The sequence below is a fragment of the Modestobacter sp. VKM Ac-2983 genome (genome assembly GCF_026967885.1).
Classification (GTDB): domain Bacteria; phylum Actinomycetota; class Actinomycetes; order Mycobacteriales; family Geodermatophilaceae; genus Modestobacter.
Map to the genome: position 1 here is coordinate 469793 of NZ_JAPVBK010000001.1, position 26261 is coordinate 496053.

A 26261-nucleotide genomic window follows, 5' to 3' on the forward strand; every position below is an offset into this window, starting at 1 on the left:
GGCCGATCCTGGTCAGGAACGTACAAGCCGGTGGGCTTGCGGAGGAGGGATGGTGGCGGGATGACGACACCCGCCCCGGTGAACCTGACCGCCGCCCTGGCCACCTTCGATGAGGTCTACAGCCCACGCATCGTGGCCCGGGTCAACGACTACGACGTCCGGATCGCGCACACGGCGGGCGAGCACGTCTGGCACGTGCACGAGGCCACCGACGAGTTCTTCCTCGTCCTGGACGGCCGGTTCGACGTGGCGCTGCGCGACCCCGACGGCACCGAGACCACGGTGCGGTTGCACCGGGGCGACACGTTCGTGGTGCCGCGCGGCACCGAGCACAAGCCGTCCTCGCCCGGCGGCGCGATCCTGATGTTCGAGCCGACCGGCACGGTGACCACCGGGGACACCGACGTCACCGTCCCCGCGCACGTGGACCGGACCGCCGGCCACCAGCTCTGAGCGACGGTGGGCGGTCGATGACCAGCGGGGCGCGGCTCGTACCGTCGCAGGCGTGACGATCCCGCTCCGCCCCGGCGCCGGCCGGGCCCCCCGGCCCGCGGCCCGCCCGACCGGCCCCGACCCGCTCGCGCCGCTGCTGGACCTGCCCGGCGTCGCCGCGGCGGCCGAGGAGGCGCGCGCCGCGGTCGACCGGCTGCTGGGCCACAAGGTGCTGCGCCGGGAGTCCGCCGGGGTGAGCGCGGAGTCGGCGCTGCGCGGTGCCCGGGCGTCGGCTGCCCTGCAGGGCGTGGACCGGTCGCTGGCGGACCTGCGCGCCGGTGAGGTCACCGACCCGGTCGTGCAGGGCGCGCTGCGGGTCTCGGTGGGCCTCGGCTCGATGGTGGAGACCTGGGAGCGGGCGCCCGGGCAGGTGCTCGCCCGGCTGCACGTCCTCGCCGCCACCGACCTCGCCGAGCCGGCGGACCTGGGCCGCCCCAGCGGTGCGGCCGGTCCGCGGCTGGGCGGGCTGTTCTCGCTCATCACCGGCGCGACGGCGGTACCGGCGGTCGTGGTGGCCGGGGTGGTGCACGGCGAGCTGGCAGCGCTCGCCCCCTTCGGCGTGCAGGACGGCGTGGTCGCCCGCGCCGCCGGCCGGCTGGTCATCATCAGCCGGGGCCTGGACCGCAAGGCGGTCTCGGTGCCCGAGGTCGGGTTCGCCGAACTCGGCCGGGACGCCTACGACACCGCCCTGGAGGGCTACCGCACCGGCGGCCCGGCGGGGGTGGCCGGCTGGCTCGTGCACTGTTGCCGCGCCACCGAGCACGGCGCCACCGAGGGCCTGGCGATCTGCGAGAGCCTGCTCCGCGGCTGAGCGCGGGCGCCGCCCGGCGCCGCCGTGCCAGCACGACCAGACTGGGCGGATGCGCTTCCTCGAGGTCGACGGTCTGGGACAGGTCAGCCGGGTCGGACTGGGCACCTGGCAGTTCGGCTCGCGGGAGTGGGGCTACGGCGACGAGTACGCCGTGGGCGCGGCGCGCGACATCGTCCGGCGGGCCCGGGAGCTCGGGGTCACGCTCTTCGACACCGCCGAGGTGTACGGCTTCGGCCGCAGCGAGAAGATCCTCGCCGAGGCGCTCGGGGCCGACCGGGCCGAGGTGGTCGTGGCCAGCAAGGTCCTCCCGGTGGCGCCGTTCCCCGCGGTCGTCCGCAACCGCGCGACCGCGAGCGCCCGCCGGCTGCAGCTGGACCGGATCCCGCTCTACCAGGTGCACCAGGCCAACCCGCTGGTGCCGGACTCGGTGATCATGCCGGGCATGCGGGCCCTCCTCGACGAGGGCGTGATCGGGGCCGTCGGGGTCTCCAACTACTCGCTGGCGCGCTGGCAGGCGGCCGACCGCGCGCTGGGCAGCCCGGTGGTGAGCAACCAGGTGCAGTTCTCCTTGGCGCACGCCGGGCCGCTGGCGGACCTGGTGCCCTTCGCCGAGCGCGAGAACCGGGTGGTCATCGCCTACAGCCCGCTCGCCCAGGGCCTGCTGGGCGGCAGGTACTCGGCGGAGAACCGACCCGGGGGCGTCCGGGCGATGAACCCGCTCTTCGGCACCGAGAACCTGCGCCGGGCCGAGCCGCTCCTCCAACTCCTCCGGGACGTGGCCGCCGCACACCAGGCGAAGCCGGCGCAGGTGGCGCTGGCCTGGCTCCTCGGCCTGCCGCAGGTGGTCGTGATCCCGGGGGCGTCCAGCGTCGAGCAGCTGGAGTCCAACGTGGCGGCCGCCGAGTTGGAGCTGACGCCGGAGGAGCAGCGGGCGCTGACCACCGCGGCGCAGGACTTCCAGCCGGTCTCCACCGGCCGCACGGTCCTGGACCAGGTGCGCGAGAAGGTCGCCGAGGTGCGCAGCCGCGTCGGCGGCTGAGCAGCCGGCAGTGGCCGAGCCGGCGGTCAGGCGCCGCGGCGCCGACGGCGAACGGTGGGGGACACCACGACCGGAGCCGCGAGCGTGCTGCCGGCAGCTGGGAGGGCGCGCAGCGTGCGCCGCCGGGCGTACCAGGCCAGCCCGGCCATGGCGGCCCCGACGCCGACCGCGGCGCTGGTGACCACCGGCGTCCGGGCGCCGGCGAACCGCGAGCGCAGGGTGACCGGGCGGGTGAACTCCAGCACCGGCCAGCCGCGCTCGACGGCGGCCTTGCGCAGTCCCTTGTCGGGGTTGACGGCGGTGGGGTGCCCGACCGCCGCCAGCATCGGCAGGTCGGTGACCGAGTCGCTGTAGGCCCAGCAGTCGGCCAGGTCCCAGCCCTTCTCGGCGGCCACCTCGCGCATCGCGGCGGCCTTGTTCTCGCCGTAGGCGTAGAAGTCGATCTCGCCGGTGTACTTCCCGTCGACGGTGACCATCCGGGTGGCGACGACGCGGTCCACCCCGAGCATCTCGCCGATCGGCTCGACCATCTCCGCACCGCTGCTGGAGACGATGACGATCTCCCGGCCGGCCGCCTGGTGCGCCTCGATCAGGTCGGCCGCCTCGGCGTAGACCAGCGGGTCGACGATCCCGTGCAGGGTCTCGCGGACGATCTCGTGCACGACGGCGACGTCCCACCCCGTGGTCATCGCGGTGATCTGGCTCCGCATCCGCTCCATCTGGTCGGCGTCCGCGCCGGCCAGGGAGAAGACGAACTGCGCGTAGGCGCCCTTGAGGACGGCTCGCCGGTTGATCAGCCCACCCTGGAAGAACGGTCGTCCGAAGGCCAACGTGCTGGACTTCGCGATGACCGTCTTGTCCAGGTCGAAGAACGCCGCAGCGCGGGTCACATCGCACACGGTAAGGGGATCGGCAGTCCGGGGGGTCGGGCGCACCGTCGTCCACACCCGGAGGGGTCGTCCACAGATGCCGTCCGGGGCTGGGCCGGGGTCGGCCGGCCCGCTGGGCTGGGCAGGTGTCTGCTGCCTCGCGCGCCCTCGGCTCCGCGCCCCCTGCCCCCGCCCACCCACTGGTCCTGAGCACCGACCCCGACCTGCTGGACGACCTGCTCCGGCTGCTCGCCGCCGCCGGTGCGACCGCCGAGCTGGCCACCGGGGGAGGTGCACTCCGCCGCGCCCACCGGGACGCGCCGCTGGTGCTCCTCGGCGCCGAGGTGCTGGGCAGTGCGCCGGTGCGGGCGCTGCCGCGGCGCCCGGGTCTGCTGGTCGTCGCCACCGGCGAACCCGCGGCCGAGGTGTGGCCGGCGGCCGTCGAGCTCGGCGCCGAACGGGTGGTGGTGCTGCCCCGGGACGAGGCCTGGCTGGTGGAGCGGGTGGCTGCGGCGGTGCAGGCGCCCGCCCGGCCGGGGTGGCTGACCGTGATCGGCGGCGCCTGCGGTGGTGCCGGGGCGAGCACCCTGGCGACGGCGCTCGCGGTGGCCGCCGGAGGTGCCGTCGACGGCGGGGTGCTGCTGGTGGACGGCGACGGCTGGGGCGCGGGGCTGGACCTGCTGCTCGGAGCCGAGCGGGAGCCCGGTCTGCGCTGGCCCGAGCTGGTCGGGGTGAGCGGACGGGTGGCCGGCCCGGCGCTCGCCGCCGCGCTGCCCGAGGCCGCCGGGGTGGCGGTGCTGTCCGCCTCCCGGGAGGACCCGCAGGAGCCGCCGGCCGAGGCGCTGCTCGCCGTCTGCGCCGGTGCCCGGGCCAGCGGGTGCGCCGTCGTGCTCGACCTGCCCGTCCGGAGCCCGGCCGCCGAGGCGCTGCTCGCCGAGGCCGACCTCGGTGTCCTGCTCGTCCCGGCCCGGCTGCGGGCGGGGGCCGCCGCCCGCGCCCTCCTGGAGGGCGACCCGCGGCCCTGGTCGGCGGCGCTCGTGGTCAGCCGGCCCGTCCCCGGCGGGCTCAGCCGCGGCCAGGTGGCCGACGTGGTCGGCCGGCCGGTCTTCGCCGAGCTCGCCGCCGACCGGTCGGCAGCGCCCCGGAGCGAACGGGGCGAACCCCCGTCCGTGGCCGCCCGGTCCCCGCTCGGTGGGCTCAGCCGGCTGATCCTCGCCGAACTGGCCGGGCGGGCGGCGTGACCGCGGGGTCGGCGCCACCGCTGGTGGAGCGGGTGCGCGCCCGGCTGGCCACCGGCGTCGGCGCCCCCAGCCCGGCGGCCGTGGCGGCCCTGGTCCGGGAGGAGTCCGGCGGCCTGCTGGGCGACCGCGGGGTGCTCGACGCCGTCCGGGCCGCCACCGACGAGCTCGCCGGGGCCGGCGTCCTGGAACCGCTGCTGCGCACCCGCGGGGTCACCGACGTGCTGGTCAACGGGCCGGACGAGGTGTGGGTCGACCGCGGCGAGGGCCTGGAGCCGGTCGACGTGCGGTTCCCGGACGAGGCCGCCGTCCGCGGGCTCGCGGTCCGCTTGGCCGCCGCTGCCGGCCGCCGGCTCGACGACGCCGCGCCGTGGGTCGACGCCGGTCTGCCCGACGGCACCCGGCTGCACGCCGTCCTGCCGCCGGTGTCGGGGTCGGGTACCTGCCTGTCCCTGCGGGTGCTTCGCCGGGCGGTGCTCTCCTTCGCCGACCTCTCCGCCCGGGGCGCCCTGCCCGGCGCCAGCGCCGACCTGCTCGCCGCCGCCGTCCGGGCGCGGCTGGCGTTCCTGGTCACCGGCGGCACGGGCACCGGGAAGACGACGGTGCTCGCCGCGCTGCTCGGGCTGGTCGACCCCGGGGAACGCCTGGTGCTCTGCGAGGACGCACCGGAGCTGACCCCGCAGCACCCGCACGTCGTCCGGCTGCTCACCCGGCCGCCCAACGTCGAGGCCGCCGGTGCGGTCACGCTGCGCGACCTGGTGCGGCAGGCCCTGCGGATGCGGCCGGACCGGCTGGTGGTCGGGGAGGTCCGCGGGGCCGAGGTGGTCGACCTGCTCGCCGCCCTGAACACCGGCCACGACGGCGGCTGCGGCACCGTGCACGTGAACCGGGCAGCGGACCTGCCGGCCCGGCTGGAGGCCCTCGGCGGTGCGGCCGGCCTGGGCCGGGCCGCGGTGCACAGCCAGGCGGCGGCCGCGCTCGCGCTCGTCGTGCACCTGCGGCGGAGCCCGGCGGGGCGGGGCGTGGCCGAGCTGGGCGTCGTCCGGCGACAGGGGGAGCTGATCGAGGTGGCCGCCGGGTGGCGGGCCGACGGCGGCCCCACCCCGGCGCGCGGGGAGCTGGCCGACCTGCTCGGCGTGCGGGTGCCCGGATGAGCCCGGTGCTGCTGCTCCTGGGGGCAGCGCTGCTGGCCTGGCCCTCCGGTGCCGCCGCCCGGTCGCGGCGGCTCGCGGTGCAGCGGCGCGGCGGGGTGCGCCCGGACCTCCGTGCCCTGGCCGGGGGCGCCGGGGGGCCGTGGGTGCTCACGCTGGCGGGCGGGGGAGCCGCGGCGCTGCTGTCCACCCCGGTCGTGGCCGCGCTCGCGGCCGTCTGCGGTGCCGTCGCCGGCCGAGCCCTCCAGGCGCGAGGCCGGACGGCCGCCGCCGACCGGCGGATCCGGGCTCTCGTGGAGGCCCTCGGCGTGCTGGCCGCGGAGGTGCGCGCCGGGCGGCCGCTCCGGGAGGCGGCCGCGGCTGCGGTCGGCGGCTGCCCGGACCCCGGCACGGCGCGGGCGCTCGAGCCGGTCCTGCGGCTGGGCGCCCCGCCGGCGGGGGAGGCGGACGACGAGTCGAGTCGTGCGCTCGTGCGGATCGCGGCCGCGGTGCGGCTGAGCACCCGCACCGGGTGCTCGCTGGCCGGCGTGGTCACCGCCGTCGAGGACGACCTGCGGGCCCGGCTGCGGGTCGGCGAAGAGCTGCGCTCGGCGGTCGCCGGACCGCGGGCCAGCGCCACCGTGCTCGCCGGGCTCCCGTTGCTCGGCCTGCTGATGGGCAGCGGGGTGGGCGCCGACCCGTGGCGGGTGCTCACCACCACCGCCGCCGGGACGGCGCTCCTGGTGCTGGGCGTGGCCCTGGAACTGGCCGGTCTGACCTGGTCGGCCCGGCTGGTCCGGCGGGCGGTGGCCCGATGAGCGGTGGCGCGGTGGACGCCGCCCTGCCGGTCCTGGTCCTGGCCGGAGCGGTCCTGCTGTGGGTGCCGCCCGCGGCCGGCCGCCGGGACCGGGTGCGGTCCGTGCTGGCCGCTCCGGGTGAGTCCGCTCGGTCCTGGCCGAGCCGCCGGGCGACCGGCCCGCCGGGGACGGCGCGACGGCGGGTGGAGGCGGGCCTGGGTGGGCTGGCGGCCTTCCTGGTGCTCGGGGCCGGGCTGCCGGCCGCGCTCGTCGGACTGGGCGTGGCCGCCGGGCTGGACCGGCTGCTCCGGCGGTCCGGTGCGCCACCGCCCGAGGCCGACTCCCTCGCCCGGGACCTGCCGGTGGCCTGCGACCTGCTGGCCGTCTGCCTGGCGGCCGGCACCCCGGTCGGCGCCGCCGTCACAGCCGTCGGGGAGTCGGTGCCGGGTCCGCTCGGCGACCGGCTGGCCGAGGTGGGCGCGCTGTACCGGCTGGGCGCCGCCCCGCGCCGGGCCTGGGCCGGTGCGCCGCCGCCGGTCGACGCGCTGGCCCGCACGGTGGTGCGGGCCGGGGAGTCGGGGTCGGCCGTCGTCCCGGCCCTGCAGCGGCTGGCCGCCGACCTCCGCAGCGCCGGCCGCAGCCGTACCGAGGCCGCGGTGCAGCAGGCGGGGGTCTGGGTGCTGGCGCCGCTGGGGCTGTGTTTCCTGCCGGCCTTCCTGTGCCTGGGCGTCGTCCCGATGGTGCTGGGCATCGCCGGCGACGTCTTCGGTTGAGGAGCTCGGGGCCGGTGCCGGTCGGTGTCCACAACGGCGGGTGCCCTCCACAACCTGGCTGCGGTGGCCGGCGAGCGGCCCTGCCGACAGCAGTCTCGGGTGGACGGACCGGCAGGCGGTCCGGTGGAGGAGGGGACATGGACCAGCAGTCGCAGGTCGACGAGCGAGACGGCCGGCCGGTCGCACGGGCCCGGACGTGGGCTGCGACCCACGTGTCGGACGAGCAGGGGATGAGCACCGCGGAGTACGCCGTCGGCACGGTGGCCGCCTGCGCGTTCGCCGCCGTGCTCTACCAGGTGGTCACCGGTGGGTCGGTGGTCGCGGCGCTGGGCGAGCTCGTCCAGACCGCGCTCGCCACGCTCACCTGAGTCGACGTGTCGACAGCCGACCGCGGCCGGCGGGCCGGTGTCTCCCGGGAGGCCGGGATGGTGACCGCGGAGACGGCCGTGGTGCTGCCCGTGCTCCTGCTGGTGCTGGCCGCTGCGGTCTCGGCGGTCGTCGTGGTCGGCGCCCAGCTGCGCTGTGTGGACGCCGCCCGGGAGGGGGCTCGGGCGGCGGCCCGCGGTGAGCCGGTGGCCACGGTGCACGAGCTGGCGGCGCAAGCCGCCCCCGACGGTGCGACGACGGAGCTGGACGTGGGGGAGACGGTGCGCGTGACCGTCGCGGCGACGGTCGAACCGCTCGGGCCACTGCCCTGGCGCGTCGAGGTCTCGGCGACGGCGACGGGGCTGCGCGAACCGGCAGCGGGTGGCTCGCCGTGACCGGCCGCCAGCCGGACGACGGTGAGCGCGGCTCCGCCACGGTCTGGATGGTCGCTCTGGCGGGGCTGCTGGCCCTGGTCGGTGTGGCCACCCTCCTCGTCGGCGCCGCCGTCGTGGCCCGGCACCGTGCCACCTCGGCCGCCGACCTCGCGGCCCTGGCCGCCGCCGGCCGGGCCGTGCTGGGCGACCCGGCGGCCTGCGCGGTCGCCGAGGAGGTCGCTGCGGCGAACAGCGCGACGCTCGACTCCTGTCAGGTCGGTGCGGGTGCCGTGGTCGAGCTGCACCTGCACGTCCCCGTGCGGCTGGGGCCGCTCGGCGTCCTCGACGCCCCCGCCCGGGCCCGCGCCGGCCCGGCGCCGCCGGGGACCGGGTCAGAAGACGAGGTCGTCGGGGTCGGGACCGGCCCCCGCCTCGGTGGCGGGCTCGGCCTCCGTCGTGGTGGGGGTGCTGGCGCCGAAGAGGGCGGGCCGGAGCGCCGGCCGCCGGGTCACCTCCAGCTCCTCGGCCGTCAGCTCCGGGGCGTGCGCGAGTTCATCGAGGACGACGTCGAGCACCCGGACCGCGCCGGCCTTGTCCAGCGGGTCGTTGCCGTTGCCGCACTTGGGCGACTGCACGCACGACGGGCAGCCGGACTCGCACTCGCAGCTGGCCACCGTCGCCCGGGTGGCCTGCAGCCAGTCCCGGAGCACCGCGTACCCCCGCTCGGCGAAGCCGGCGCCACCCGGGTGGCCGTCGTAGACGACGATCGTCGCCGCGCCGGTGTCCGGGTGCAGGGCGGTGGAGACCCCGCCGAGGTCCCAGCGGTCGCAGGTGGCCAGCAGCGGGAGCAGGCCGATCGCGGCGTGCTCGGCGGCGTGCAGCGAGCCGGGCAGCGCGGCGTCGTCGACGTCGGCGCGGTCGATCGCCCGCTCGTCCAGCGTCAGCCACACCGCCCGGGTGCGCAGCTGGCGGGGCGGCAGGTCCAGCGGGAACTCGGCGAGCACCTCGCCGGTGCCCAGCCGCCGCCGCTGGTAGGCGACGACCTGGTTGGTGACGTCCACGACGCCGGTGTGCGCGGTGACGGTGCCCAGCGGGCGAGTGCGGTCGGTGGCGACGATCGACAGGTCGACGGTGTCGCGGGCCACCGTCGTCCACTCCGGGCTCTCCGGGTGCACCACGGCGCACGCGTCCTCGACGTCGAGCTCGTCGACCACGTAGGTCTCGCCGCGGTGCACGTAGAGCGCGCCGGTGTGCACGGTCGCGTGCGAGGCGTCGCCGTCGACGGTGCCCAGCAGCCGGCCGGTCGCGCCCTCGATGATCGACACCGGCGCGGCACCGCTGCCGCGGATGTCCACGTCCGGCCGGCCCCGTCCGGCCCAGTACCAGCCGGTGGGGCGGCTGCGCAGCAGCCCCTCGGCCACCAGCTCCCCGACCTGCGCCTCGGCCACGTCGCCGCCGAAGTCGGCCAGGTCGGCATGGGTGAGGGGCAGCTCGGCGGCGGCGCAGCACAGCTGCGGCCCCAGCACGTAGGGGTTGGCCGGGTCGGTGACGGTCGCCTCGACGGGCCGGCCGAACACCGCGCGCGGGTGGTGGGCCAGGTAGTGGTCGAGCGGGTCGTCCCGGGCGACGAACACGACCAGCGACTCGCGCTGGGCCCGTCCGGCCCGGCCGGCCTGCTGCCACATCGAGGCCAGGGTGCCCGGGTAGCCGGCGAGCACGACGGCGTCGAGCCCGGCGATGTCGATCCCGAGCTCGAGGGCGTTCGTGGTCGCCACGCCCAGCAGGTCGCCGGTCGACAGGGCCCGTTCCAGCTCCCGGCGCTCCTCGGGCAGGTACCCCCCGCGGTAGGAGTCCACCCGGGACACCAGGTCCGCCCGGCCGCGGGACCGCAGGATCACCCGCGCCTGCTCGGCGACGGACTCCGCGCCGCGGCGGGAGCGCACGAACGCCAGCGTGCGGGCGTTCTGCTCGACCAGGTCGGCCAGCAGCCCGGCCGCATCGGCTGCCGCCGACCGGCGCAGGGGAGCGCCGTGCTCACCGGTCCGCTCGGTCAGCGGTGGCTCCCAGAGCGCGAAGGTCGCGCCCGGACGCGGCGAGCCGTCCTCGGTCACCGCCGTCACCGGGGCACCGACCAGCCGGCCGGCGGCCAGCGCGGGGTCCGCCACGGTCGCCGACGCCAGGACGAACACCGGGTCGGCGCCGTAGCGGCGGCAGATGCGCCGCAGCCGGCGCAGCACGTGCCCGACGTGCGAGCCGAAGACGCCCCGGTAGGCGTGGCACTCGTCCACGACCACGTAGGCGACCCGGCGCAGCGTGCTGGACCACTTCTGGTGGGCCGGGAGCACGCCGCGGTGCAGCATGTCCGGGTTGGTCACGATCCAGCGCGAGTGCCGCCGCACCCACTCGCGCTCCTCCATCGGGGTGTCGCCGTCGTAGGCCGCCGGTCGCACCGAGGGGTCGGCCAGGGCAGCGACGGAGGCCAGCTGGTCCCGGGCGAGCGCCTTGGTGGGGGCGAGGTAGAGGACGCACGCCCGCGGGTCGTCGGCGAGCGCGGTCAGCGCGGGCAGCTGATAGGCCAGGGACTTCCCCGACGCCGTCCCGGTGGCGACGACGACGTGGCTGCCGGCCCGGGCCAGCTCGGCCGCCTCGACCTGGTGGCTGAACGGCGCCGGCACCCCGCGCTCGGCCAGCCGGTCCCGCAGCGGTGCGCCGACCCAGTCCGGCCACGCCGCCAGCCGGCTGGGGCGGGCCGGCAGCCGGTGGACGTGGGTCACGGGGTCGTCGTCGGCATCGGTGCCGGACAGCAGGGCCTCGAGCAGGTCGGTGCCGGGCAGTGCTCCACCGGCCGGGTCGGGCGCCGGCTCCGGTGGCACGTCCGCCGATCGCCGGACGGAGCGCAGGGACGTCACCACCCCACTGTCACACCGGCGCGCAAGCCGCTGCCGGGACAGCGGGCCGAATGACGCTGAGTGTGAACGGGATCACATCGGGGTCTGGCGGCGGGCCCACCTCCTGCGGCACAGTGCGTCCCACGCCGGGCCCTCCCGAGCGAGAGCCCGGGGGCGGCTGGCCGGTGCGCGCCCCGCCTCGCCTCGGAGGAACACATGCCCGACGCCGACCTGTCCGGAGGAGACCTCGCCCTGGTGGCGATCGCTCTCCTCATCTCCCTCGCCGCCCTCGGCTTCGCCGCCTGGCTGGTCCGCGCCGTCCTGGCCGCAGATCAGGGCACGGCGTCGATGCAGGAGATCGCGAAGGCGATCCAGGAGGGCGCCGGGGCCTACCTGAGACGGCAGTACCGGACCCTGGCCGTGTTCGCCGTCATCGTCTTCGGGTTGCTGCTCCTGCTCCCGGTCGCCGAGGGCGGGCTGGGCACCCGGTTGGGTCGCGCGGCCTTCTTCCTCGTCGGTGCCGGGTTCTCCGCCGCGGTCGGGTTCATCGGGATGACCCTGGCCACCCGCGGCAACGTCCGGGTGGCGGCCGCCGCGGCCGCCGGCGGGCACCGGCCGGCCTTCCGCATCGCGTTCCGCACCGGCGGCGTCTGCGGGATGATCACCGTCGGGCTGGGGCTGTTCGGGGCCTCGCTGGCCCTGCTGCTCTTCCAGGAGACCGCCCCGATCGTGCTGGAGGGGTTCGGCTTCGGCGGGGCGCTGCTGGCGATGTTCATGCGCGTCGGCGGCGGCATCTTCACCAAGGCCGCCGACGTCGGTGCCGACCTGGTCGGCAAGGTCGAGGCCGGCATCCCGGAGGACGACCCGCGCAACGCGGCGACGATCGCGGACAACGTCGGGGACAACGTCGGCGACTGCGCCGGCATGGCCGCCGACCTCTTCGAGTCGTACGCGGTGACGCTGGTGGCCGCGCTGATCCTCGGCCAGATCTTCTTCGGTCCCGTGGGGATGGTGTTCCCGCTGGTGGTGGCCGCGATCGGGGTGATCGCCTCCGTGGTCGGCATCCTGGCCAGCAACCCCGGCAGCAACGACCGGAACTGGATGGTGCCGATCAACCGCGGCTTCTTCGTCTCCGCCGCCGTCTCCCTGGTGCTGGTCGCGGCGGCGGCGTTCACCATCCTGCCGACGATCTCCGACGGTCTGGACATCGCGGTCAGCCCGCAGGTCCTCGGCTTCCTCTCCGTGCTCATCGGCATCGTGCTGGCCGCCGCGATCCAGCAGCTCACCGGCTACTTCACCGAGACCTCCCGTCGACCCGTCCGCGACGTCGGCCGCAGCTCGCTCACCGGCCCGGCCACGGTGATCCTCTCCGGCATCTCCCTGGGCCTGGAATCGGCGGTCTACGCGGCGCTGCTCATCGGCACCGCCGTCTACGGCGCCTTCCTCATCGGCGGCGCCGCGGCGCTGTACGCGGTCGCGCTGGCCGGCTGTGGGCTGCTCACCACCGCCGGGGTGATCGTCTCGATGGACACCTTCGGCCCGGTGAGCGACAACGCGCAGGGCATCGCGGAGATGTCCGGGGACATCGACGCCGAGGGCGCCCAGGTGCTCACCGACCTGGACGCGGTCGGCAACACCACCAAGGCGATCACCAAGGGCATCGCGATCGCCACCGCCGTGCTGGCGGCCACCGCCCTGTTCGGCTCCTACAACGCCAGCCTGATCGTCGCGCTGGACGAGGCCGGGTCAGACCTCGGGAACGCGCTCACCCTGGTCTCCCCGAACAACGTCGTCGGCGCCGTCGTCGGCGCCGCCGTCGTCTTCCTCTTCTCCGGGCTGGCGATCAACGCGGTGTCGCGTGCCGCCGGCCGGGTCGTGTTCGAGGTGCGCGAGCAGTTCCGCACGCACCCCGGGATCATGGACTACAGCGAGCGCCCCGACTACAGCCGTGTGGTCGACATCTGCACCCGGGACTCGCTGCGGGAACTGACCACCCCGGGCCTGCTCGCCGTCCTGGCGCCGGTCGCGGTCGGCTTCGGGCTCGGGTTCGGCCCGCTGGCCGCCTACCTGGTCGGTGCGATCGCCACCGGGACCCTGATGGCGGTGTTCCTGGCCAACTCCGGCGGAGCCTGGGACAACGCCAAGAAGATGGTCGAGGACGGCGCGCACGGCGGGAAGGGCAGCCCGGCGCACGAGGCGACCATCATCGGCGACACCGTGGGCGACCCGTTCAAGGACACCGCCGGCCCGGCCATCAACCCGTTGCTCAAGGTGATGAACCTGGTGGCGCTGCTCATCGCCCCGGCCGTCGTCGGACTGTCCGTCGGCGAGGGCGCCAACACCGCGCTGCGGCTGGCGATCGCCATCGGTGCGGTCCTGGTGATCGTGGTGGCCGTCGTGGTCAGCAAGCGGCGTTCCAGCGTCGTGGGCGACGAGAGCGGCAGCGAGTCGGAGACGCTCACCTCGGAGGCGTACTGACCGGCTGCCCCGGCGGGTTGTGGAGAGCGGCACCGGGTGTGGACGACGGCACCCGGGAGGTGTGCCGAGCTCCCTAGCGTCCCTCCCGCCGGTCCCGCCCGGGGCCGTGGTCCGCCGCCGGGAGGCACGTGTGTCCGATCTGATCGACGTCCACCTGGATGCCCTCGGGGCACTGCTCGGTGAGCTGACCGCACTCGGCGCAGACCTCGGCGAGGACGCCCAGCTGTGCGCCTCGGCGGGGCGGGCGCTGGGCACCGCGCTGGAGGGGGAGGCAGGGGAGTCGGCAGCCGCGACCGGCGCGGCGTGGACCGACCTGGTCACCACGCTGGCCGCGCGCACCCTGGCCGTCGCCGCCACCCTGGCGGCCGCGCTGGAGTCCTACCGGGCGATCGACGTCGGCCTGGCCGGGCAGCTCGGTGGCGACGGCGCCGGGCAGCTCGGTGGCGGTGCCGGCGGTGGCCGGGTCCGGGTGCCGCGGTGACGACGACGGCAGTCGTCGCCGGCTGGGACGTCCCGCAGCTGCGGGGAGCGGTGGTCACCCTCGGGGTGCTGACCGATCGACTGGAGCCCTGGCGGGGGAGGCTGGACGAGCTGGGTCGTCAGCTCGGGGCCGCGGGGTCCTGGTCGGGTCCGGCCGGCACGGCGGCCGCGGCGGCGCTCGTCGAGCTCTCCACGATCACCTCCGGCGTCGGTGGGGCGCTGGCCGCCTCGCTGGCCGACCTGACCGGGCTGTCCGCCGCGGCGGACGAGGCGCAGGAACTGGCCGCCGAGGCCCTGGCGGTCGCCGCCGCCGGCGGGGTGGGTCTGGACGGCGCCGGTCGGGCGGTCGGGGTCCCCGCCCCACCCCACCCGGCCATGGCACCGGACCAGCTGGCCGACGTGGAGGCCGCCCGCGGCGCCGCAGTGCTCGCCGAGGAGAGAGCCGAGGAGGCCCGTGTCGCGGCGGCCCGGGCGGTGGCGTGCGCCGCAGCTGCCCTGGAGCCGCTGCGCCGGCTCGGTGCGGTCGCCGTCCCGGTGCCGGACCGCGTCGCCGACCTGGTGGACCGGTTGCGGCCGGTGCGGGCGCCACAGGTCCCGGTCACCGCGGACCCCCAGGGCGCCGCGGCCTGGTGGGCCGGTCTGACGGCGGCCGGGCAGCTGCAGGCGATCGACGGGCAGCCGGGTGCGGTCGGCGCCCTGGACGGTCTGCCGGCCTGGGCCCGCGACCGGGCGAACCGGGGGAACCTGGCCGCGGCGCTGCAGCACCTCCCGCCGGGGTCGGTCGGCCACGACACCGCCCGCGTCGTGCAGCGCACCCTGACCGGGCTGGTGGACGCCGGCTCCGTGGCGCAGCTCCTCCAGTTCGACCCCGTCACCGGCCTGGTGGCGCTGTCCGTCGGCGACCTGGACACCGCTGCCGCCGTGGGTGTCCTGGTCCCGGGGGTCGAGACCACGGTCGGCGACGACCTGCCCGGTCTGGTCGGTGACGCCCGGGACGTCGCGGCGGCCGCTGCGGTGGCTGCCCCGGGCCTGGCCGTGGCGACGGTCGCCTGGCTGGGCTACCGGACACCCCGGTGGTTCACCTCGGTCTCCGGGCACACCTCCCGGCGCGGGGGCCGCGACCTGGACGGTGCGCTGGACGGGCTGGCCGCCAGTCGTGCTGCCCGGGCCGCCGGGCCGGCACCGCGGACGACCGTGCTGGCGCACAGCTACGGGACGGTCGTCACCGGGGAGGCGGCGCGAGCGCCGGGACGGCTGGCCGCGGACGCCGTCGTCCTGCTGGGCAGCCCCGGGACGGGCACGGGCACCGCGGCGGGGCTGGAGGTGGCGGAGGTCTACGGCGCCTGGTCGGCGGCCGACCCGATCGCCTGGTCCGGCTGGTACGGAGCCGGCCCGTTCGACACGAGGTTCGGCGACGTCCCCCTGCCGACCGAGCCGACCCAGGGACACACCCAGTACTACGACCGCGACCGCCCGACCCTGGCCGCCGTCGGCGCGGTCGTCGCCGGCCCGTGGGCGCCGCGATGACCTGCGGATCGGTGCCGGGAACAGTGAGCGACGTCATCCGTTGGAGGTGGACCAGCCGGGGCGTTCCGGTTCACCGCTCGGCCTCCTGGTCCGGTCGTGGCCTACCGTGGCGTCGCCGAGCGGGTACAGCTCGCTCTGCCCCGTGCGCCGCCGGGTCCTCCCCGGTGAATGCACCAGCACCCTCGACAGGAGCACCGTGCCGCCCACCAAGACCACGAAGTCAGCCACCAGCACCGGCGACCGCGCGCCGCGCAAGCGTGCCGTCGCGGCCGGAGGCAAGCCGCTGGTCATCGTGGAGTCGCCGACCAAGGCGAACAAGATCGCTGGGTACCTCGGCAGTGACTACGTCGTCGAGGCCAGCGTCGGGCACATCCGTGACCTCCCGCGCAACGCCGCCGACGTGCCCGCCGCACACAAGGGCGAGTCCTGGGCCCGGCTCGGTGTCGACGTCGACCACGGCTTCGCCCCGCTCTACGTGGTCAGCCCGGACCGGCGGCAGCAGGTGACCCGGTTGAAGCAGCTGGTCAAGGAAGCCAGCGAGATCTACCTCGCCACCGATGAGGACCGCGAGGGCGAGGCCATCGCCTGGCACCTGATCGACACGCTCAAGCCGACCGTGCCGATCCGCCGGATGGTGTTCCACGAGATCACCCGCGAGGCGATCGCCCGCGCCGTGGCGAACCCGCGGGAGCTCGACACCGCGCTGGTCGACGCCCAGGAGACCCGCCGGATCCTCGACCGGCTCTACGGCTACGAGGTCTCCCCGGTGCTGTGGAAGAAGGTCCTCCCCAAGCTGTCGGCCGGCCGGGTGCAGTCGGTCGCCACCCGCATCGTCGTGGAGCGCGAGCGCGCCCGGATGCGGTTCACCGCCGCGGACTACTGGAGCCTCGACGGCGTCTTCGAGGTCGCCGAACGGCGCGCCGCGACCGACGCGGGGGAGCCGACCACCCTGCGGGCCCGGCTGGTGACCGTGGACGACAGCCGGGTCGCCACCGGCCGCGACTTCGACGCCGACACCGGCACCGTGACCAGCGACGTCGTCCACCTGGACGAGGCCGGTGCCCGCGGCCTGGCGGCACGCCTGGAGGGCCGGCCGGTCGCGGTCAGCCGGGTCGACGAGCGGGACTACACCCGCAAGCCCTACGCCCCCTTCATCACCTCCAGCCTGCAGATGGAGGCCGGCCGGAAGCTCGGCTGGTCCTCCGCCCAGGTCATGCGGGTTGCCCAGCGGCTCTACGAGAACGGCCACATCACCTACATGCGGACCGACTCGACCAACCTGTCGAACGAGGCGATCACCGCCGCCCGCCGGCAGGCCGCCGAGCTGTACGGCGACGCCTACGTGCCGGCGGAGCCGCGCCGGTACGACAAGAAGGCCAAGGGCGCCCAGGAGGCGCACGAGGCGATCCGCCCGGCCGGTGACTCCTTCCGCACCCCCGGGCAGCTGGCCGGCCAGCTGGCCCGCGACGAGTTCCGGCTCTACGAGCTGATCTGGCAGCGCACCATCGCCTCGCAGATGGCCAACGCCGTCGGCAAGACGCTGAGCATCCGGCTCGCCGGCAGCTCGAGCACGGGTGAGGCCGTCGAGTTCACCGCCTCCGGGCGGACGATCACCTTCCCCGGGTTCCTGCGGGCCTACGTCGAGGGCAAGGACGAGGGCTCCGGCAACGAGGACGAGGCCGACGACAGCGAGCGCCGGCTGCCGCGCGTCGAGCAGGGGCAGCGGCTGGACACCCGGGAGCTGGACCCCAAGGGGCACACCACCAGCCCGCCGGCGCGCTACACCGAGCCGAGCCTCACCGCCCGCCTCCAGGAGCTGGAGATCGGCCGGCCCTCGACGTACGCGTCGATCATGCAGACGATCCAGGACCGGGGGTACGTCTGGAAGAAGGGCTCGGCGCTGGTCCCGTCCTTCGTCGCCTTCGCCGTGGTGAACCTGCTCGAGCAGCACTTCGCTCAGCTGGTCGACTACGACTTCACCGCGTCGCTGGAACGCGAGCTCGACGAGATCGCCGCCGGGCAGCTGGGCCGGGTCGACTGGCTCACCGAGTTCTACTTCGGTGGCGAGGGCCGGCACGCCGGCGGCATCGGTGCCTCCGGTGGGCTGAAGTCCGTCGTCGGCCAGCGGCTGGAGGAGATCGACGCCCGCGGCGTCAACTCCATCCCGTTGCGGGCGGTGGCGCCCGACGGCGAGCCCGTGGTCGTGCGGGTCGGCCGGTACGGCCCCTACCTGCAGGCCGGCGGCGAGGACGGCGCGCGGGTGAGCCTCCCCGAGGACATCGCGCCCGACGAGCTGACGACCGAGCGCGTCACCGAGCTGCTGAACGCCCCCTCCTCGGACCGGGAGCTGGGCACCGATCCGGAGTCCGGTTTCCCGGTGGCGGTGAAGGCTGGCCGCTACGGCCCCTACGTCACCACGGTGGTGCCCGAGGGCAGCAAGGAGACCTCGCGGACCGCCAGCCTGTTCAAGACGATGACGCCGGAGACCGTCACCCTGGAGCAGGCGCTGCAGCTGCTCACCCTGCCGCGCACCATCGGCAAGGACGCCGAGGGGGCGGAGATCCAGGCGCTCAACGGCCGGTACGGGCCCTACATCAAGAAGGGCACCGACTCGCGCTCGCTGGAGAGCGAGGACGCGCTCTTCACGATCACCCTCGACGAGGCGCTGGCGATCTTCGCGCAGCCCAAGCAGCGGGGCCGGGCTGCGGCCAAGGCGCCGCTCAAGGAGCTGGGCGCGGACCCGGTCAGCCAGGGGCAGGTCACGGTGCGCGAGGGCCGCTTCGGCCCCTACGTCACCGACGGTGAGGTCAACGCCAGCCTGCGCAAGGGCGACGAGGTCGAGACGATCACCCTGGAGCGGGCGGCCGAGCTGCTCGCCGACCGCCGTGAGCGGGCGCCGGTGAAGAAGAAGGCGGCCAAGAAGACCGCTGCGAAGAAGGCGCCGGCGAAGAAGGCCACCGCCAAGAAGGCCACCGCGAAGAAGACGACGGCGAAGAAGACGGCCGCCGAGCCGGCACAGGCCACCACCGAGGTCGAGGAGCGGGTCCCGGCCGGCAGCTGACGGGGCCGGACGGGCAGGCCGGAGGGAGGCCGGGTGGAGGGCTGGGATCAGCGGCGGACGTCGTTCGGTGCGGTCGCGGCCGACTACGCCGCCCTCCGGCCCACCTACCCGGCCGACGTGGTCGGGTTCCTGCTCGGCGGCGCCCCACGCCGGGTGCTGGACCTGGGGGCCGGGACCGGCCTGCTCACCGACCGGCTGGTGGCCGCCGGGCACGAGGTGGTCGCCGTCGACCTGTCCGGGGAGATGCTGGCGCAGCTGCGCGAGCGGTTGCCCGGGGTGCGGGTGGCCACCGGGGGAGCGGAGTCGATCCCGCTGCCCGACGCCGACGTGGACGCGGTCGTCGCCGGGCAGGCCGCGCACTGGTTCGACGTCGCCCCCGCAGCTGCCGAGCTGCGCCGGGTGCTCCGGCCGGGCGGGGTGGTCGGCCTGGTCTGGAACACCCGGGACGAGCGGGTGCCATGGGTCCGCGCCCTCGGTGAGCTGCTCGCCGACGAGGCACGCGACCACGAGGCCGACCAGACGGTGGTGGCCCGGTTCGCTGCCGAGCTGCCCGCCGAGGTGGAGGTCCTCGACTCCGCCGTCGCCCAGCGGCTGACGCACGACCAGGTCGTCCGCGGCATCGGCACCCGCAGCTACGTCGCGACGATGGACGGCGCCCGGCGGGTGGAGTTCCTCGGCCGGGTCCGGGAACTGCTGTCCACCCACCCCGACACCCGCGGCCGCACCCAGCTCGAGCTGCCGTACACCACCCGCGCCCACCGGCTCTCCCCGCGCTGAGCCCAGCACGCGAGCGGGTCGGACAGCCGGGGGCGCGCGGCCCGGACGAGTCGTCGACCGGACGGATTCGTCGGTCCGGACCGGTACGGTGACCACGCCGAGGCCATGACACGGCCATGTCCCGCGGCGCTCCGGTGCCGCCACACCCCGGGGGTCCCCGATCAGCTCCGACCCGACGGGTCACCGTCCCGCGGACGACCCGTCCGCCGACCGGCCGTCCCCCGATGGCCCGCTGGCCGCACCCGGCGGGGGCCTCGACGACACCACCGGCGACGGCACCACGGGCGACGGCACCACGGGCGACGGCGTCGCCGGCCCCGCCCCCGTGGCCCCAGGCGACGGCCTGCCGCCCGCCGGGGTGCCGACCCCGGAGGACGCCGCGACCCTGCCACTGGCCGGGCTGGCCGACGGACTCCCGGCAGACGGACCGCAGCCCTCCGGCGCCGAGGCCCCGTCCGAGGACGCAGGCCGGGACGGCGCGGACCTCGACGAGTCGGCGCAGGCCGGTGCGGGCGAGGTCGGGCTGATGGCCCGGATCCGGGCGGTGCTCCGGGTCCGCGACTTCCGCAAGCTGTGGCTGTCGATGTCGCTGTCCAGCTTCGGCGACTGGCTCGGCCTGCTGGCGATCACCGCGACCGCCACCACGCTGGTCGACGGCTACATGGCCAGCAACCTGGCACTCAGCGGCGTCCTGCTCTTCCGGCTGCTGCCGGCGCTCGTGCTCGGGCCGCTGGCCGGGGTCTTCGCCGACCGGTTCGACCGGCGCAAGACGATGGTGGTCACCGACCTGTTCCGGTTCGGCCTGTTCGCCTCGATCCCGGTGGTCGACAACCTGGTCTGGCTGTTCATCGCGCAGTTCCTGATCGAGGTGGTCAGCCTCTTCTGGACCCCGGCCAAGGACGCCGCCGTCCCGAACATGCTCCGCAAGGACCAGTTGGAGCCGGCCAACCAGTTGTCGCTGGTCACCACCTACGGGATCACCCCGGTGCTCGCCGGTGGCGTCTACGCGGTGCTGAACACCTCGGGTGGCCGGCTGAGCCAGTTGTTCCCCGGGCTGGACCAGATCGCCCTCGCCCTGTACTTGAACGCGCTGACCTTCCTGGTCGCGGCCGTCGTCATCTGGAACCTCCCCTCGATCAGCGGTCGCCGGGCCACCCGGCCCGAGGTGCCGCAGGAGAGCTTCCTCGGCTCGCTGAAGGCCGGCTTCTCCTTCGCCGGGCACACCCGCCTGGTCCGCGGGCTGATCCTCGGGATCGCCGGGGCCTTCGCCGCTGCCGGTGCGATCATCGCGACCGGGCAGTTCTACGTGAACGCCCTGGGCGGGGGGCAGGCGGCCTACGGGCTGCTGTTCGGGGCCGTCTTCGTCGGCCTCGGTCTGGGCATCGCCGTGGGCCCCAGCATCGCCCACGACCTCGCCCGGGAGCGGATCTTCGGGGTGGCCATCGTCGGCGCCGGGATCGCCGTGCTGTTCATGTCGTGGATCGCCACCTTGTGGGTGGCGCTGCTGCTGGTCGTGTTGATGGGCTTCTTCGCCGGCATCGCCTACCTGGCCGGCTTCACCCTCCTCGGCACCGAGGTCGACGACGCGATCCGCGGCCGCACGTTCGCGATCGTCCAGTCCCTCGTCCGCGCCTCGTTGATCCTCTCCCTCGCGACGGTGCCGATCGGCGTGGGCGTGATCGGTCAGAACCAGGTCGACGTCGGCATCCTGACGCTGGCGGTCACCGGGGAGCGGGTCATGCTGTTCGTCGCCGGCCTGCTGGCCGTGGGCGTCGGCGTGGTCGCCTACCGGCAGATGGACGACGGCCGCCCGGTGCCGCTGCTGGCCGACGTGGTGACCGCACTGCGCCGGGACACCACCGCACGCCGCCGGCTGGCCGGCGGTGGGGTGTTCATCGCCTTCGAGGGCGGTGAGGGGGCCGGCAAGTCGACGCAGGTGCGCCGCCTGCAGGAGTGGCTGACGGGGGAGGGCCTGGTCGCCCGGACCACGCGCGAACCGGGCGGGACGGCGCTGGGTGGGAAGGTCCGGGCGCTGCTGCTGGACCCGGCCAGCGCCGGGCTGTCGCCGCGGGCCGAGGCGCTCATGTACGCCGCCGACCGCGCGCAGCACGTGCACGACGTCCTCCGCCCGGCACTGGACGCCGGCGAGGTGGTGATCACCGACCGGTTCGTGGACAGCTCGCTGGCCTACCAGGGCGCCGGCCGCACGATCCCGATGGACGACGTCCGCTCGATCTCCCGCTGGGCCACCCAGGGGCTACGGCCCGACCTCACCCTGCTGCTGGACCTGCCACCCGAGGTCGGCCTGGCCCGGGCCCGGGGGCGGGCCGCCGCCGACCGGCTGGAGTCGGAGTCGCTGGACTTCCACCAGCGGGTCCGCCGGACGTTCCTCGCCCTGGCCGAGGCGGAGCCCGACCGCTACCTGGTGCTCGACGCCCGCCGGTCGCCGGAGGAGATCGCCGCCGCCATCCGCACCCGGGTGAGCGTGCTGCTGGAGGGCCTGCCGCTGCAGCAGCTCCCGGCCGACGTGCCGGTGCCGCACAGCCGACGCGGCAGCGACCACGTCCAGACGGGGCCGACCCCTCAGTTGCACCCTTGAAGGACCCCGTCCTCCGCACCCCTCGCAGGCTCGGGGCGAGCCTCTGGACGGGGCCGGGACCGGCTGAGAGAGGATGGGCGACGTGACGGTCGGTGGGGTGTGGGCCGACGTGGTGGGGCAGCCGGCCGTGGTGGCCGAGCTGCAGGCCGCGGTGGCCCAGCCGGCGGCGATGACGCACGCCTGGCTGTTCACCGGGCCGCCCGGCTCCGGTCGCTCGGTCGCCGCCAGGGCCTTCGCTGCCGCGCTGCAGTGCCCGGCCGGCGGCGACGGCACCTGCCACGCCTGCCGCACCGTGCTGGCCGGCAGCCACGCCGACGTGCACCGGGTGGTGCCCGAGGGGCTGTCCATCGGGGTCGCCGAGGTGCGGCAGATCGTCCGCACCGCGGGCCGGGCGCCGTCGCAGGGGCGCTGGCAGATCGTGGTCGTCGAGGACGCCGACCGGATGACCGAGCAGGCCTCCAACACGGTGCTCAAGATGCTGGAGGAGCCGCCGCCGCGGACGGTCTTCCTGCTCTGCGCGCCCTCGCTGCACCCCGACGACGTGCCGGTCACCATCCGCTCCCGTTGCCGGGTGGTGGCCCTGCGCACCCCGCGGATCGAGGCGGTCACCGAGGTGCTGGTCCGCCGGGACGGCATCGACCCGGCTCTGGCCGCCTGGTCGGCGGCGGCCGCCGGCGGGCACGTCGGCCGGGCCCGGCACCTCGCCCGGGACGAGTCGGCCCGGCTGGCCCGCAAGGCGGTGCTGGACATCCCGCTGTCGCTGGTCTCACTGGCGGCCTGCCTGCACGCCGCCGACGACCTGGTCGGGACGGCCAAGGACGAGTCGGACAAGACCGTCGCCGAGGTCGACGCGGTCGAGACCGACGCCGTCAAGGCCAGCCTGGGCGTGGGCGCGCGCGGGCCGGGGGTCGCTGCGGCCAGTCGCGGGGCCGGGCAGCTCAAGGAGCTGGAGACACGGCAGAAGCGGCGGGCCACCCGGATCGGCCGGGACTCCCTGGACCGAGCGCTGGTCGACCTGGCGGCGCTCTACCGGGACGCGCTGGTGATCAGCTCGGCGGGCGGCCCGCCCGGGGAGCTGACGCTGCCGCTCGCCCACCCCGACCGTCGGGCGGACGCCGTCGAGCTGGCCCGCCGGATCGGCGCCGAGGGTGCGCTGCGCCGGATCGACGCCGTGCTCGCCGCACGCACGGCGCTGGAGCAGAACGTGAAGCCGCAGATCGCCGTGGAGGCGCTGACGGTCGCGCTCCGGCTGCCGGCCTGATCCGCGCCGCCACATCGCAGGGGCATCGCAGGACGAGCGCGGCGGTGCCGTAAGCTCACTCGCGCAGTCCGCCGCCTTAGCTCAGTCGGTAGAGCATCTCACTCGTAATGAGAAGGTCGTCGGTTCGATTCCGACAGGCGGCTCTCCCACCTCCCTCTCCCCGCCTCGGCCGGCGCACGTGTCGTGCGCTGCTGCGGGACGCCACCGTCGCCCGCCGTTCGGTGGATGTGGAACGGCGGCGCACCCGATGGGTGCGCCGCCGTCTGGTCGGGTGCGTGTTCGGCGAGGTCCGCCGGTGGGGTCAGTGCTGCCGGGGGGTGTCGATGGCGCGCTGCCGGGAGGCCTCGATCTCGGCCTCGGCCTCGGCGCGCCCGACCCACTCGGCGCCCTCGACCGACTTGCCCGGCTCGAGGTCCTTGTAGGTCTCGAAGAAGTGCTGGATCTCCAGCCGGTCGAACTCCGAGACGTCGTTGATGTCCTGCAGGTGGGCCATCCGGGGGTCGGTCGCCGGGACGGTGAGGACCTTGTCGTCCCCACCCGCCTCGTCGGTCATCCGGAACATGCCGATCGCCCGGCAGGTGATGAGGCACCCGGGGAACGTCGGTTCTTCCAGGAGCACCAGGGCATCGAGCGGGTCACCGTCCATTCCGAGCGTCTCCTCGATGTACCCGTAGTCGGCGGGGTACCGGGTCGAGGTGAACAGCATCCGGTCCAGGCGGATGCGTCCGGTGGCGTGGTCCAGCTCGTACTTGTTCCGCTGGCCCTTGGGGATCTCTACCGTCACGTCGAACTGCACGCCGATAGTGTGGCGTACGACCGTCCGTCCCGTCGGCGGAGGTCACTCCAGGGGGTGGGGGAGATCTCGTCGAGTCCGGGTGCAGAGCAGCCTGGGGTGCCTGCGGGCGACCCGGAGGTGCCGCCCTCGGCGGCTGACGGCGGCGACGGGACGACGCCCGATCCGTCGGTCCCGGCCGACGCGGCGCCCGCCGCGACCACCCCGGACGCCGCCGCGGGTCCGGCGGCGGAACCGGCACGGCCGGTGCGGGAGCCGGCCGAGCAGGGACCCCAGGCGGCCACGGCCCCGGTCGAGCAGGCTCCCGAGCCGCCGGCCACCGAGGAGCCGCCCCCGGAGGCGGCCGGCGAGGCTGCCGAGGCGCGCCGCGCCGCCGCGGAGCAGGCAGCTGCCGACCTGGCCGCGGTGAAGAGGTGGGCGGCCGAGCGGGCTGCCGCCGAGCGCGCAGCCGCCGAGGAGGCCGAGCGCGCTGCGGCCGCCCAGGCGGAGCTCGACCAGGCCGACGTCGAAGGTGCCCGGGCCGAGCAGGCTGCCGCCGACCTCGCCGCCGTCCGGGAGTGGGCGGCCCAGCAGGCCGCCGCGGCGCGGGCCGCCGAGGACCACGCTGCCGCCGAACGGGCCGTGGCCGACCAGGCAGAGGCGGCGCGCGCCGAGGCCGAGCGCGCGACGGTCGAGCGCGCGGAGGCCGACCGCGTGGCCGCCGAGCAGGTCGAGGCGGGTCGGCTGGCGGCAGAACGAGCGGCCGCTGAGGAGGCCGACGGGCAGCGGGCCGCCGCGGCTGCGGCGATGGCCGCCGAGCGCACGGCCATCGAGCACGAGACGGCCGAGCGAGCCGCGACCGCGCGCGCCGCAGCAGCCGAGCGCGCCGCGGTCGAGCGCAGGGCGGTGGCCGAGCGGGCCGCGGCAGCAGAGCGCGCGGCGGCCGAGCGCGCGGCGGCCGAGCGCGCGGCGGCTGAGCGCGCGGCGGGAGAGCGCGCGGCGGGAGAGCGCGCGGCAGTCGAGCGCGAGGACCTGGCGCGGGCACAGGCCGAGCGGGTGACCGGTCGCCGGGCGGCCCCCGAACGCGCTGCCCCTGCGGCGGGCGCGACCGCGGTCACCTCCGGCCGGCGGGCGGGGTCCGGCGCTGGGAGCAGTGGCCGGCTGGTGAAGGTCCTGGTCGCCGCCGTCCTCGCCCTCGTCCTGGTCGCGGCCGGGGTGGTGCTGGCCCTCGACCTGACCGGCGGCGACTCCCCGGTGGCCGTGGACGCCGAGCAGGTGCCCGACGCCGTCCTGCCCGACCTCACCGAGCCAGGCCCGGTGCTCACCCCGCTCTCCGCGGAGGCGCCGGTGCCCGACCCGGCGGCGCTCGCGGCCGTGCTCACCCCGCTCCTCGGGTCCCCGGCGTTCGGCAGCGGTCTGTCCGCACAGGTCGTCGACGTGGCCACCGGGCAGGTGCTCTTCGACCGGGACGCGGCCGACCCGGGCACGCCGGCCTCCACAGCGAAGCTGCTCACCGCCCTCGCCGCGCTCACCACCCTGGAGCCCACCGACACCCTGACGACCACCGTGGTGGCCGGCAGCACGCCGGGGGAGGTCGTCCTGGTGGGCGGGGGCGACCCGACCCTGTCGACGACCGCGCCCTCGGTCGACTACCCCGGTGCGGCGACCATCGCCGACCTGGCCGCCCAGGTCCAGCAGGCGCTCGGTGGTCAGCCGGTGACCAGCGTCGTCGTCGACAACTCGTTGTTCAGCGGCCCGCTCACCGCCCAGGGCTGGGGGGCCGACGACGCACCGTCGACCTACGCCGCCCCGGTGACCGCCACCGCCGTCGACGGCGCCCGGCAGACTCCCGGCCGCACCCCCCGCAGCGGGTCGCCGGGCACCGACGCCGGTGCCGCACTGGCCGCGGCGCTGGGCGCCCCGGACGCGGCCGTCAGCCTCGGTGCCGCACCGGCCCGCGCACGCACGCTGGCCAGCGTCGAGTCCGCGCCCGTCGCCCGGCTGGTCGAGCAGGCGCTCACCGCGTCGGACAACCTGCTGGCCGAGTCGCTGGCCCGGCACGTGGCCATCGCCCGGGGGCTGCCGGCCACCTTCCAGGGCGCCGGGCAGGCGATCGGCGCCGCGCTGGCCGAGGCGGGTCTGGACACCACCGGGCTCGCCCTCTCCGACGCCAGCGGTCTGTCCCGCGACGACCGGGTGCCCGCCCGGCTCCTGGTCGACGTCGTCCAGGCCGCCGCGGACGGGAGCGTCCCCGACGCCGACGTGCTGCTCTCCGGCCTCCCGGTCGCCGGGTACGACGGCACCCTGACCGACCGCGCGGTCGCCGGCCAGGGCATCCCCGGGTCGGTGCGGGCCAAGACCGGCACGCTGCTGGGCGTGAACGACCTGGCGGGCACGGTGCAGACCGCAGACGGCCGGCTGCTGGCGTTCGCCATCCTGGCCGACGGGGCCACCGGGAGCCTGGAGGACACCGAGACCGCACTGGACGTCGTGGCGGCCGCGCTGGCCGGCTGCGGCTGCCGCTGACGG

General features: G+C 76.1%; 20 protein-coding genes, 1 tRNA gene and 1 pseudogene. 19 read left to right on the forward strand and 3 right to left on the reverse strand.

Annotation, left to right across the window (positions count from 1 at the left end; genetic code table 11):
- Positions 1 to 60 precede the first annotated feature (60 nt).
- From O2W18_RS02175 to O2W18_RS02185, 3 genes are read left to right on the forward strand one after another with little or no spacing between them, the layout of a single operon-like run.
- On the forward strand, positions 61 to 453 hold the full coding sequence (locus O2W18_RS02175) for a cupin domain-containing protein (protein ID WP_269185939.1): 393 nt from the start codon (positions 61 to 63) through the stop codon (positions 451 to 453).
- Positions 454 to 505: 52 nt separating this feature from the next.
- A complete protein-coding gene (locus tag O2W18_RS02180) occupies positions 506 to 1303 on the forward strand; it encodes an oxidoreductase (RefSeq protein ID WP_269185940.1) in 798 nt (265 codons plus the stop codon).
- A gap of 49 nt (positions 1304 to 1352) precedes the next feature.
- Complete coding sequence (locus tag O2W18_RS02185) at positions 1353 to 2342, forward strand: aldo/keto reductase (protein WP_269185941.1); 990 nt, start codon at positions 1353 to 1355, stop codon at positions 2340 to 2342.
- A gap of 26 nt (positions 2343 to 2368) precedes the next feature.
- Here O2W18_RS02185 and O2W18_RS02190 read toward each other — a convergent pair whose 3' ends face one another.
- Positions 2369 to 3232: an HAD family hydrolase gene (locus O2W18_RS02190; RefSeq protein WP_269185942.1), complete on the reverse strand. Its 864-nt coding sequence runs from the start codon at positions 3230 to 3232 to the stop codon at positions 2369 to 2371.
- Between the two features lie 125 nt (positions 3233 to 3357).
- On the opposite strand from O2W18_RS02190, the gene ssd reads away from it, so the two are divergent.
- From ssd to O2W18_RS21670, 7 genes and pseudogenes are all read left to right on the forward strand, one after another.
- Positions 3358 to 4452 carry a septum site-determining protein Ssd gene (gene ssd, locus O2W18_RS02195; RefSeq protein WP_269185943.1) on the forward strand — a complete coding sequence of 365 codons (1095 nt, stop codon included), beginning with the start codon at positions 3358 to 3360 and terminating at the stop codon, positions 4450 to 4452.
- Complete coding sequence (locus tag O2W18_RS02200) at positions 4449 to 5603, forward strand: TadA family conjugal transfer-associated ATPase (protein WP_269185944.1); 1155 nt, start codon at positions 4449 to 4451, stop codon at positions 5601 to 5603. Before ssd ends, O2W18_RS02200 begins: the two co-directional genes overlap by 4 nt.
- Entirely contained in the window at positions 5600 to 6397 is a 798-nt protein-coding gene (locus O2W18_RS02205) for a type II secretion system F family protein (RefSeq protein ID WP_269185945.1), read from the forward strand. Before O2W18_RS02200 ends, O2W18_RS02205 begins: the two co-directional genes overlap by 4 nt.
- Entirely contained in the window at positions 6394 to 7149 is a 756-nt protein-coding gene (locus tag O2W18_RS02210; RefSeq protein WP_269185946.1) for a type II secretion system F family protein, read from the forward strand. The genes O2W18_RS02205 and O2W18_RS02210 overlap by 4 nt, the downstream gene beginning before the upstream one ends.
- A 137-nt stretch (positions 7150 to 7286) precedes the next feature.
- Positions 7287 to 7517, forward strand: coding sequence for a DUF4244 domain-containing protein (locus tag O2W18_RS02215; RefSeq protein ID WP_269185947.1), 231 nt, complete (start codon positions 7287 to 7289; stop codon positions 7515 to 7517).
- 6 nt (positions 7518 to 7523) lie between these two features.
- Positions 7524 to 7910, forward strand: a complete 387-nt coding sequence (locus tag O2W18_RS02220) for a TadE family type IV pilus minor pilin (protein ID WP_269185948.1) — start codon at positions 7524 to 7526, stop codon at positions 7908 to 7910.
- Positions 7907 to 8251, forward strand: a pseudogene (locus O2W18_RS21670) (Rv3654c family TadE-like protein); the annotation flags it as partial. The gene O2W18_RS02220 and the pseudogene O2W18_RS21670, both read left to right, overlap by 4 nt.
- 30 nt (positions 8252 to 8281) lie before the next feature.
- Here the strand turns inward: O2W18_RS21670 and O2W18_RS02225 are convergent.
- Positions 8282 to 10798 carry a DEAD/DEAH box helicase gene (locus O2W18_RS02225; RefSeq protein WP_269185949.1) on the reverse strand — a complete coding sequence of 839 codons (2517 nt, stop codon included), beginning with the start codon at positions 10796 to 10798 and terminating at the stop codon, positions 8282 to 8284.
- 195 nt (positions 10799 to 10993) lie between these two features.
- Between O2W18_RS02225 and O2W18_RS02230 the strand changes: the two genes are divergently transcribed.
- The 8 genes from O2W18_RS02230 to O2W18_RS02265 all read left to right on the forward strand — a co-directional run bounded on the left by O2W18_RS02230 (position 10994) and on the right by O2W18_RS02265 (position 23103).
- Positions 10994 to 13255 (forward strand): sodium-translocating pyrophosphatase, encoded by a 2262-nt coding sequence (locus O2W18_RS02230; RefSeq protein ID WP_269185950.1) that lies wholly within the window; start codon positions 10994 to 10996, stop codon positions 13253 to 13255.
- 130 nt (positions 13256 to 13385) lie between these two features.
- The gene (locus O2W18_RS02235) at positions 13386 to 13736 is read left to right on the forward strand and encodes a hypothetical protein (RefSeq protein ID WP_269185951.1); all 351 of its coding nucleotides are present in this window, start codon (positions 13386 to 13388) and stop codon (positions 13734 to 13736) included.
- Positions 13733 to 15262, forward strand: coding sequence for an alpha/beta hydrolase (locus tag O2W18_RS02240; RefSeq protein WP_269185952.1), 1530 nt, complete (start codon positions 13733 to 13735; stop codon positions 15260 to 15262). Before O2W18_RS02235 ends, O2W18_RS02240 begins: the two co-directional genes overlap by 4 nt.
- 196 nt (positions 15263 to 15458) lie before the next feature.
- The gene (gene topA / locus O2W18_RS02245; RefSeq protein WP_269185953.1) at positions 15459 to 18323 is read left to right on the forward strand and encodes a type I DNA topoisomerase; all 2865 of its coding nucleotides are present in this window, start codon (positions 15459 to 15461) and stop codon (positions 18321 to 18323) included.
- A gap of 33 nt (positions 18324 to 18356) precedes the next feature.
- A complete protein-coding gene (locus tag O2W18_RS02250; RefSeq protein ID WP_269185954.1) occupies positions 18357 to 19100 on the forward strand; it encodes a class I SAM-dependent methyltransferase in 744 nt (247 codons plus the stop codon).
- 325 nt (positions 19101 to 19425) lie between these two features.
- Entirely contained in the window at positions 19426 to 21699 is a 2274-nt protein-coding gene (gene tmk / locus O2W18_RS02255) for a dTMP kinase (protein WP_269185955.1), read from the forward strand.
- A 73-nt stretch (positions 21700 to 21772) separates the two neighbouring features.
- Entirely contained in the window at positions 21773 to 22960 is a 1188-nt protein-coding gene (locus O2W18_RS02260; RefSeq protein ID WP_269185956.1) for a DNA polymerase III subunit delta', read from the forward strand.
- A gap of 70 nt (positions 22961 to 23030) precedes the next feature.
- Positions 23031 to 23103 (forward strand) — tRNA-Thr (locus O2W18_RS02265).
- A gap of 158 nt (positions 23104 to 23261) precedes the next feature.
- On the opposite strand, the gene O2W18_RS02270 is transcribed toward O2W18_RS02265, so the two are convergent.
- The gene (locus O2W18_RS02270) at positions 23262 to 23756 is read right to left on the reverse strand and encodes an inorganic diphosphatase (protein WP_036334013.1); all 495 of its coding nucleotides are present in this window, start codon (positions 23754 to 23756) and stop codon (positions 23262 to 23264) included.
- Between the two features lie 96 nt (positions 23757 to 23852).
- On the opposite strand from O2W18_RS02270, the gene dacB reads away from it, so the two are divergent.
- Positions 23853 to 26258 carry a D-alanyl-D-alanine carboxypeptidase/D-alanyl-D-alanine endopeptidase gene (gene dacB, locus O2W18_RS02275; protein ID WP_269185957.1) on the forward strand — a complete coding sequence of 802 codons (2406 nt, stop codon included), beginning with the start codon at positions 23853 to 23855 and terminating at the stop codon, positions 26256 to 26258.
- The last annotated feature ends 3 nt before the right edge of the window (positions 26259 to 26261 follow it).

Bases quoted from the DNA above. Each gene is read 5' to 3' on its own strand.
- O2W18_RS02175 (WP_269185939.1), top strand. From the start codon at position 61: ATGACGACACCCGCCCCGGTGAACCTGACCGCCGCCCTGGCCACCTTC.
- O2W18_RS02185 (WP_269185941.1), top strand. From the start codon at position 1,353: ATGCGCTTCCTCGAGGTCGACGGTCTGGGACAGGTCAGCCGGGTCGGA.
- O2W18_RS02205 (WP_269185945.1), top strand. From the start codon at position 5,600: ATGAGCCCGGTGCTGCTGCTCCTGGGGGCAGCGCTGCTGGCCTGGCCC.
- O2W18_RS02210 (WP_269185946.1), top strand. From the start codon at position 6,394: ATGAGCGGTGGCGCGGTGGACGCCGCCCTGCCGGTCCTGGTCCTGGCC.
- O2W18_RS02215 (WP_269185947.1), top strand. From the start codon at position 7,287: ATGGACCAGCAGTCGCAGGTCGACGAGCGAGACGGCCGGCCGGTCGCA.
- O2W18_RS02230 (WP_269185950.1), top strand. From the start codon at position 10,994: ATGCCCGACGCCGACCTGTCCGGAGGAGACCTCGCCCTGGTGGCGATC.
- O2W18_RS02260 (WP_269185956.1), top strand. From the start codon at position 21,773: ATGGGCGACGTGACGGTCGGTGGGGTGTGGGCCGACGTGGTGGGGCAG.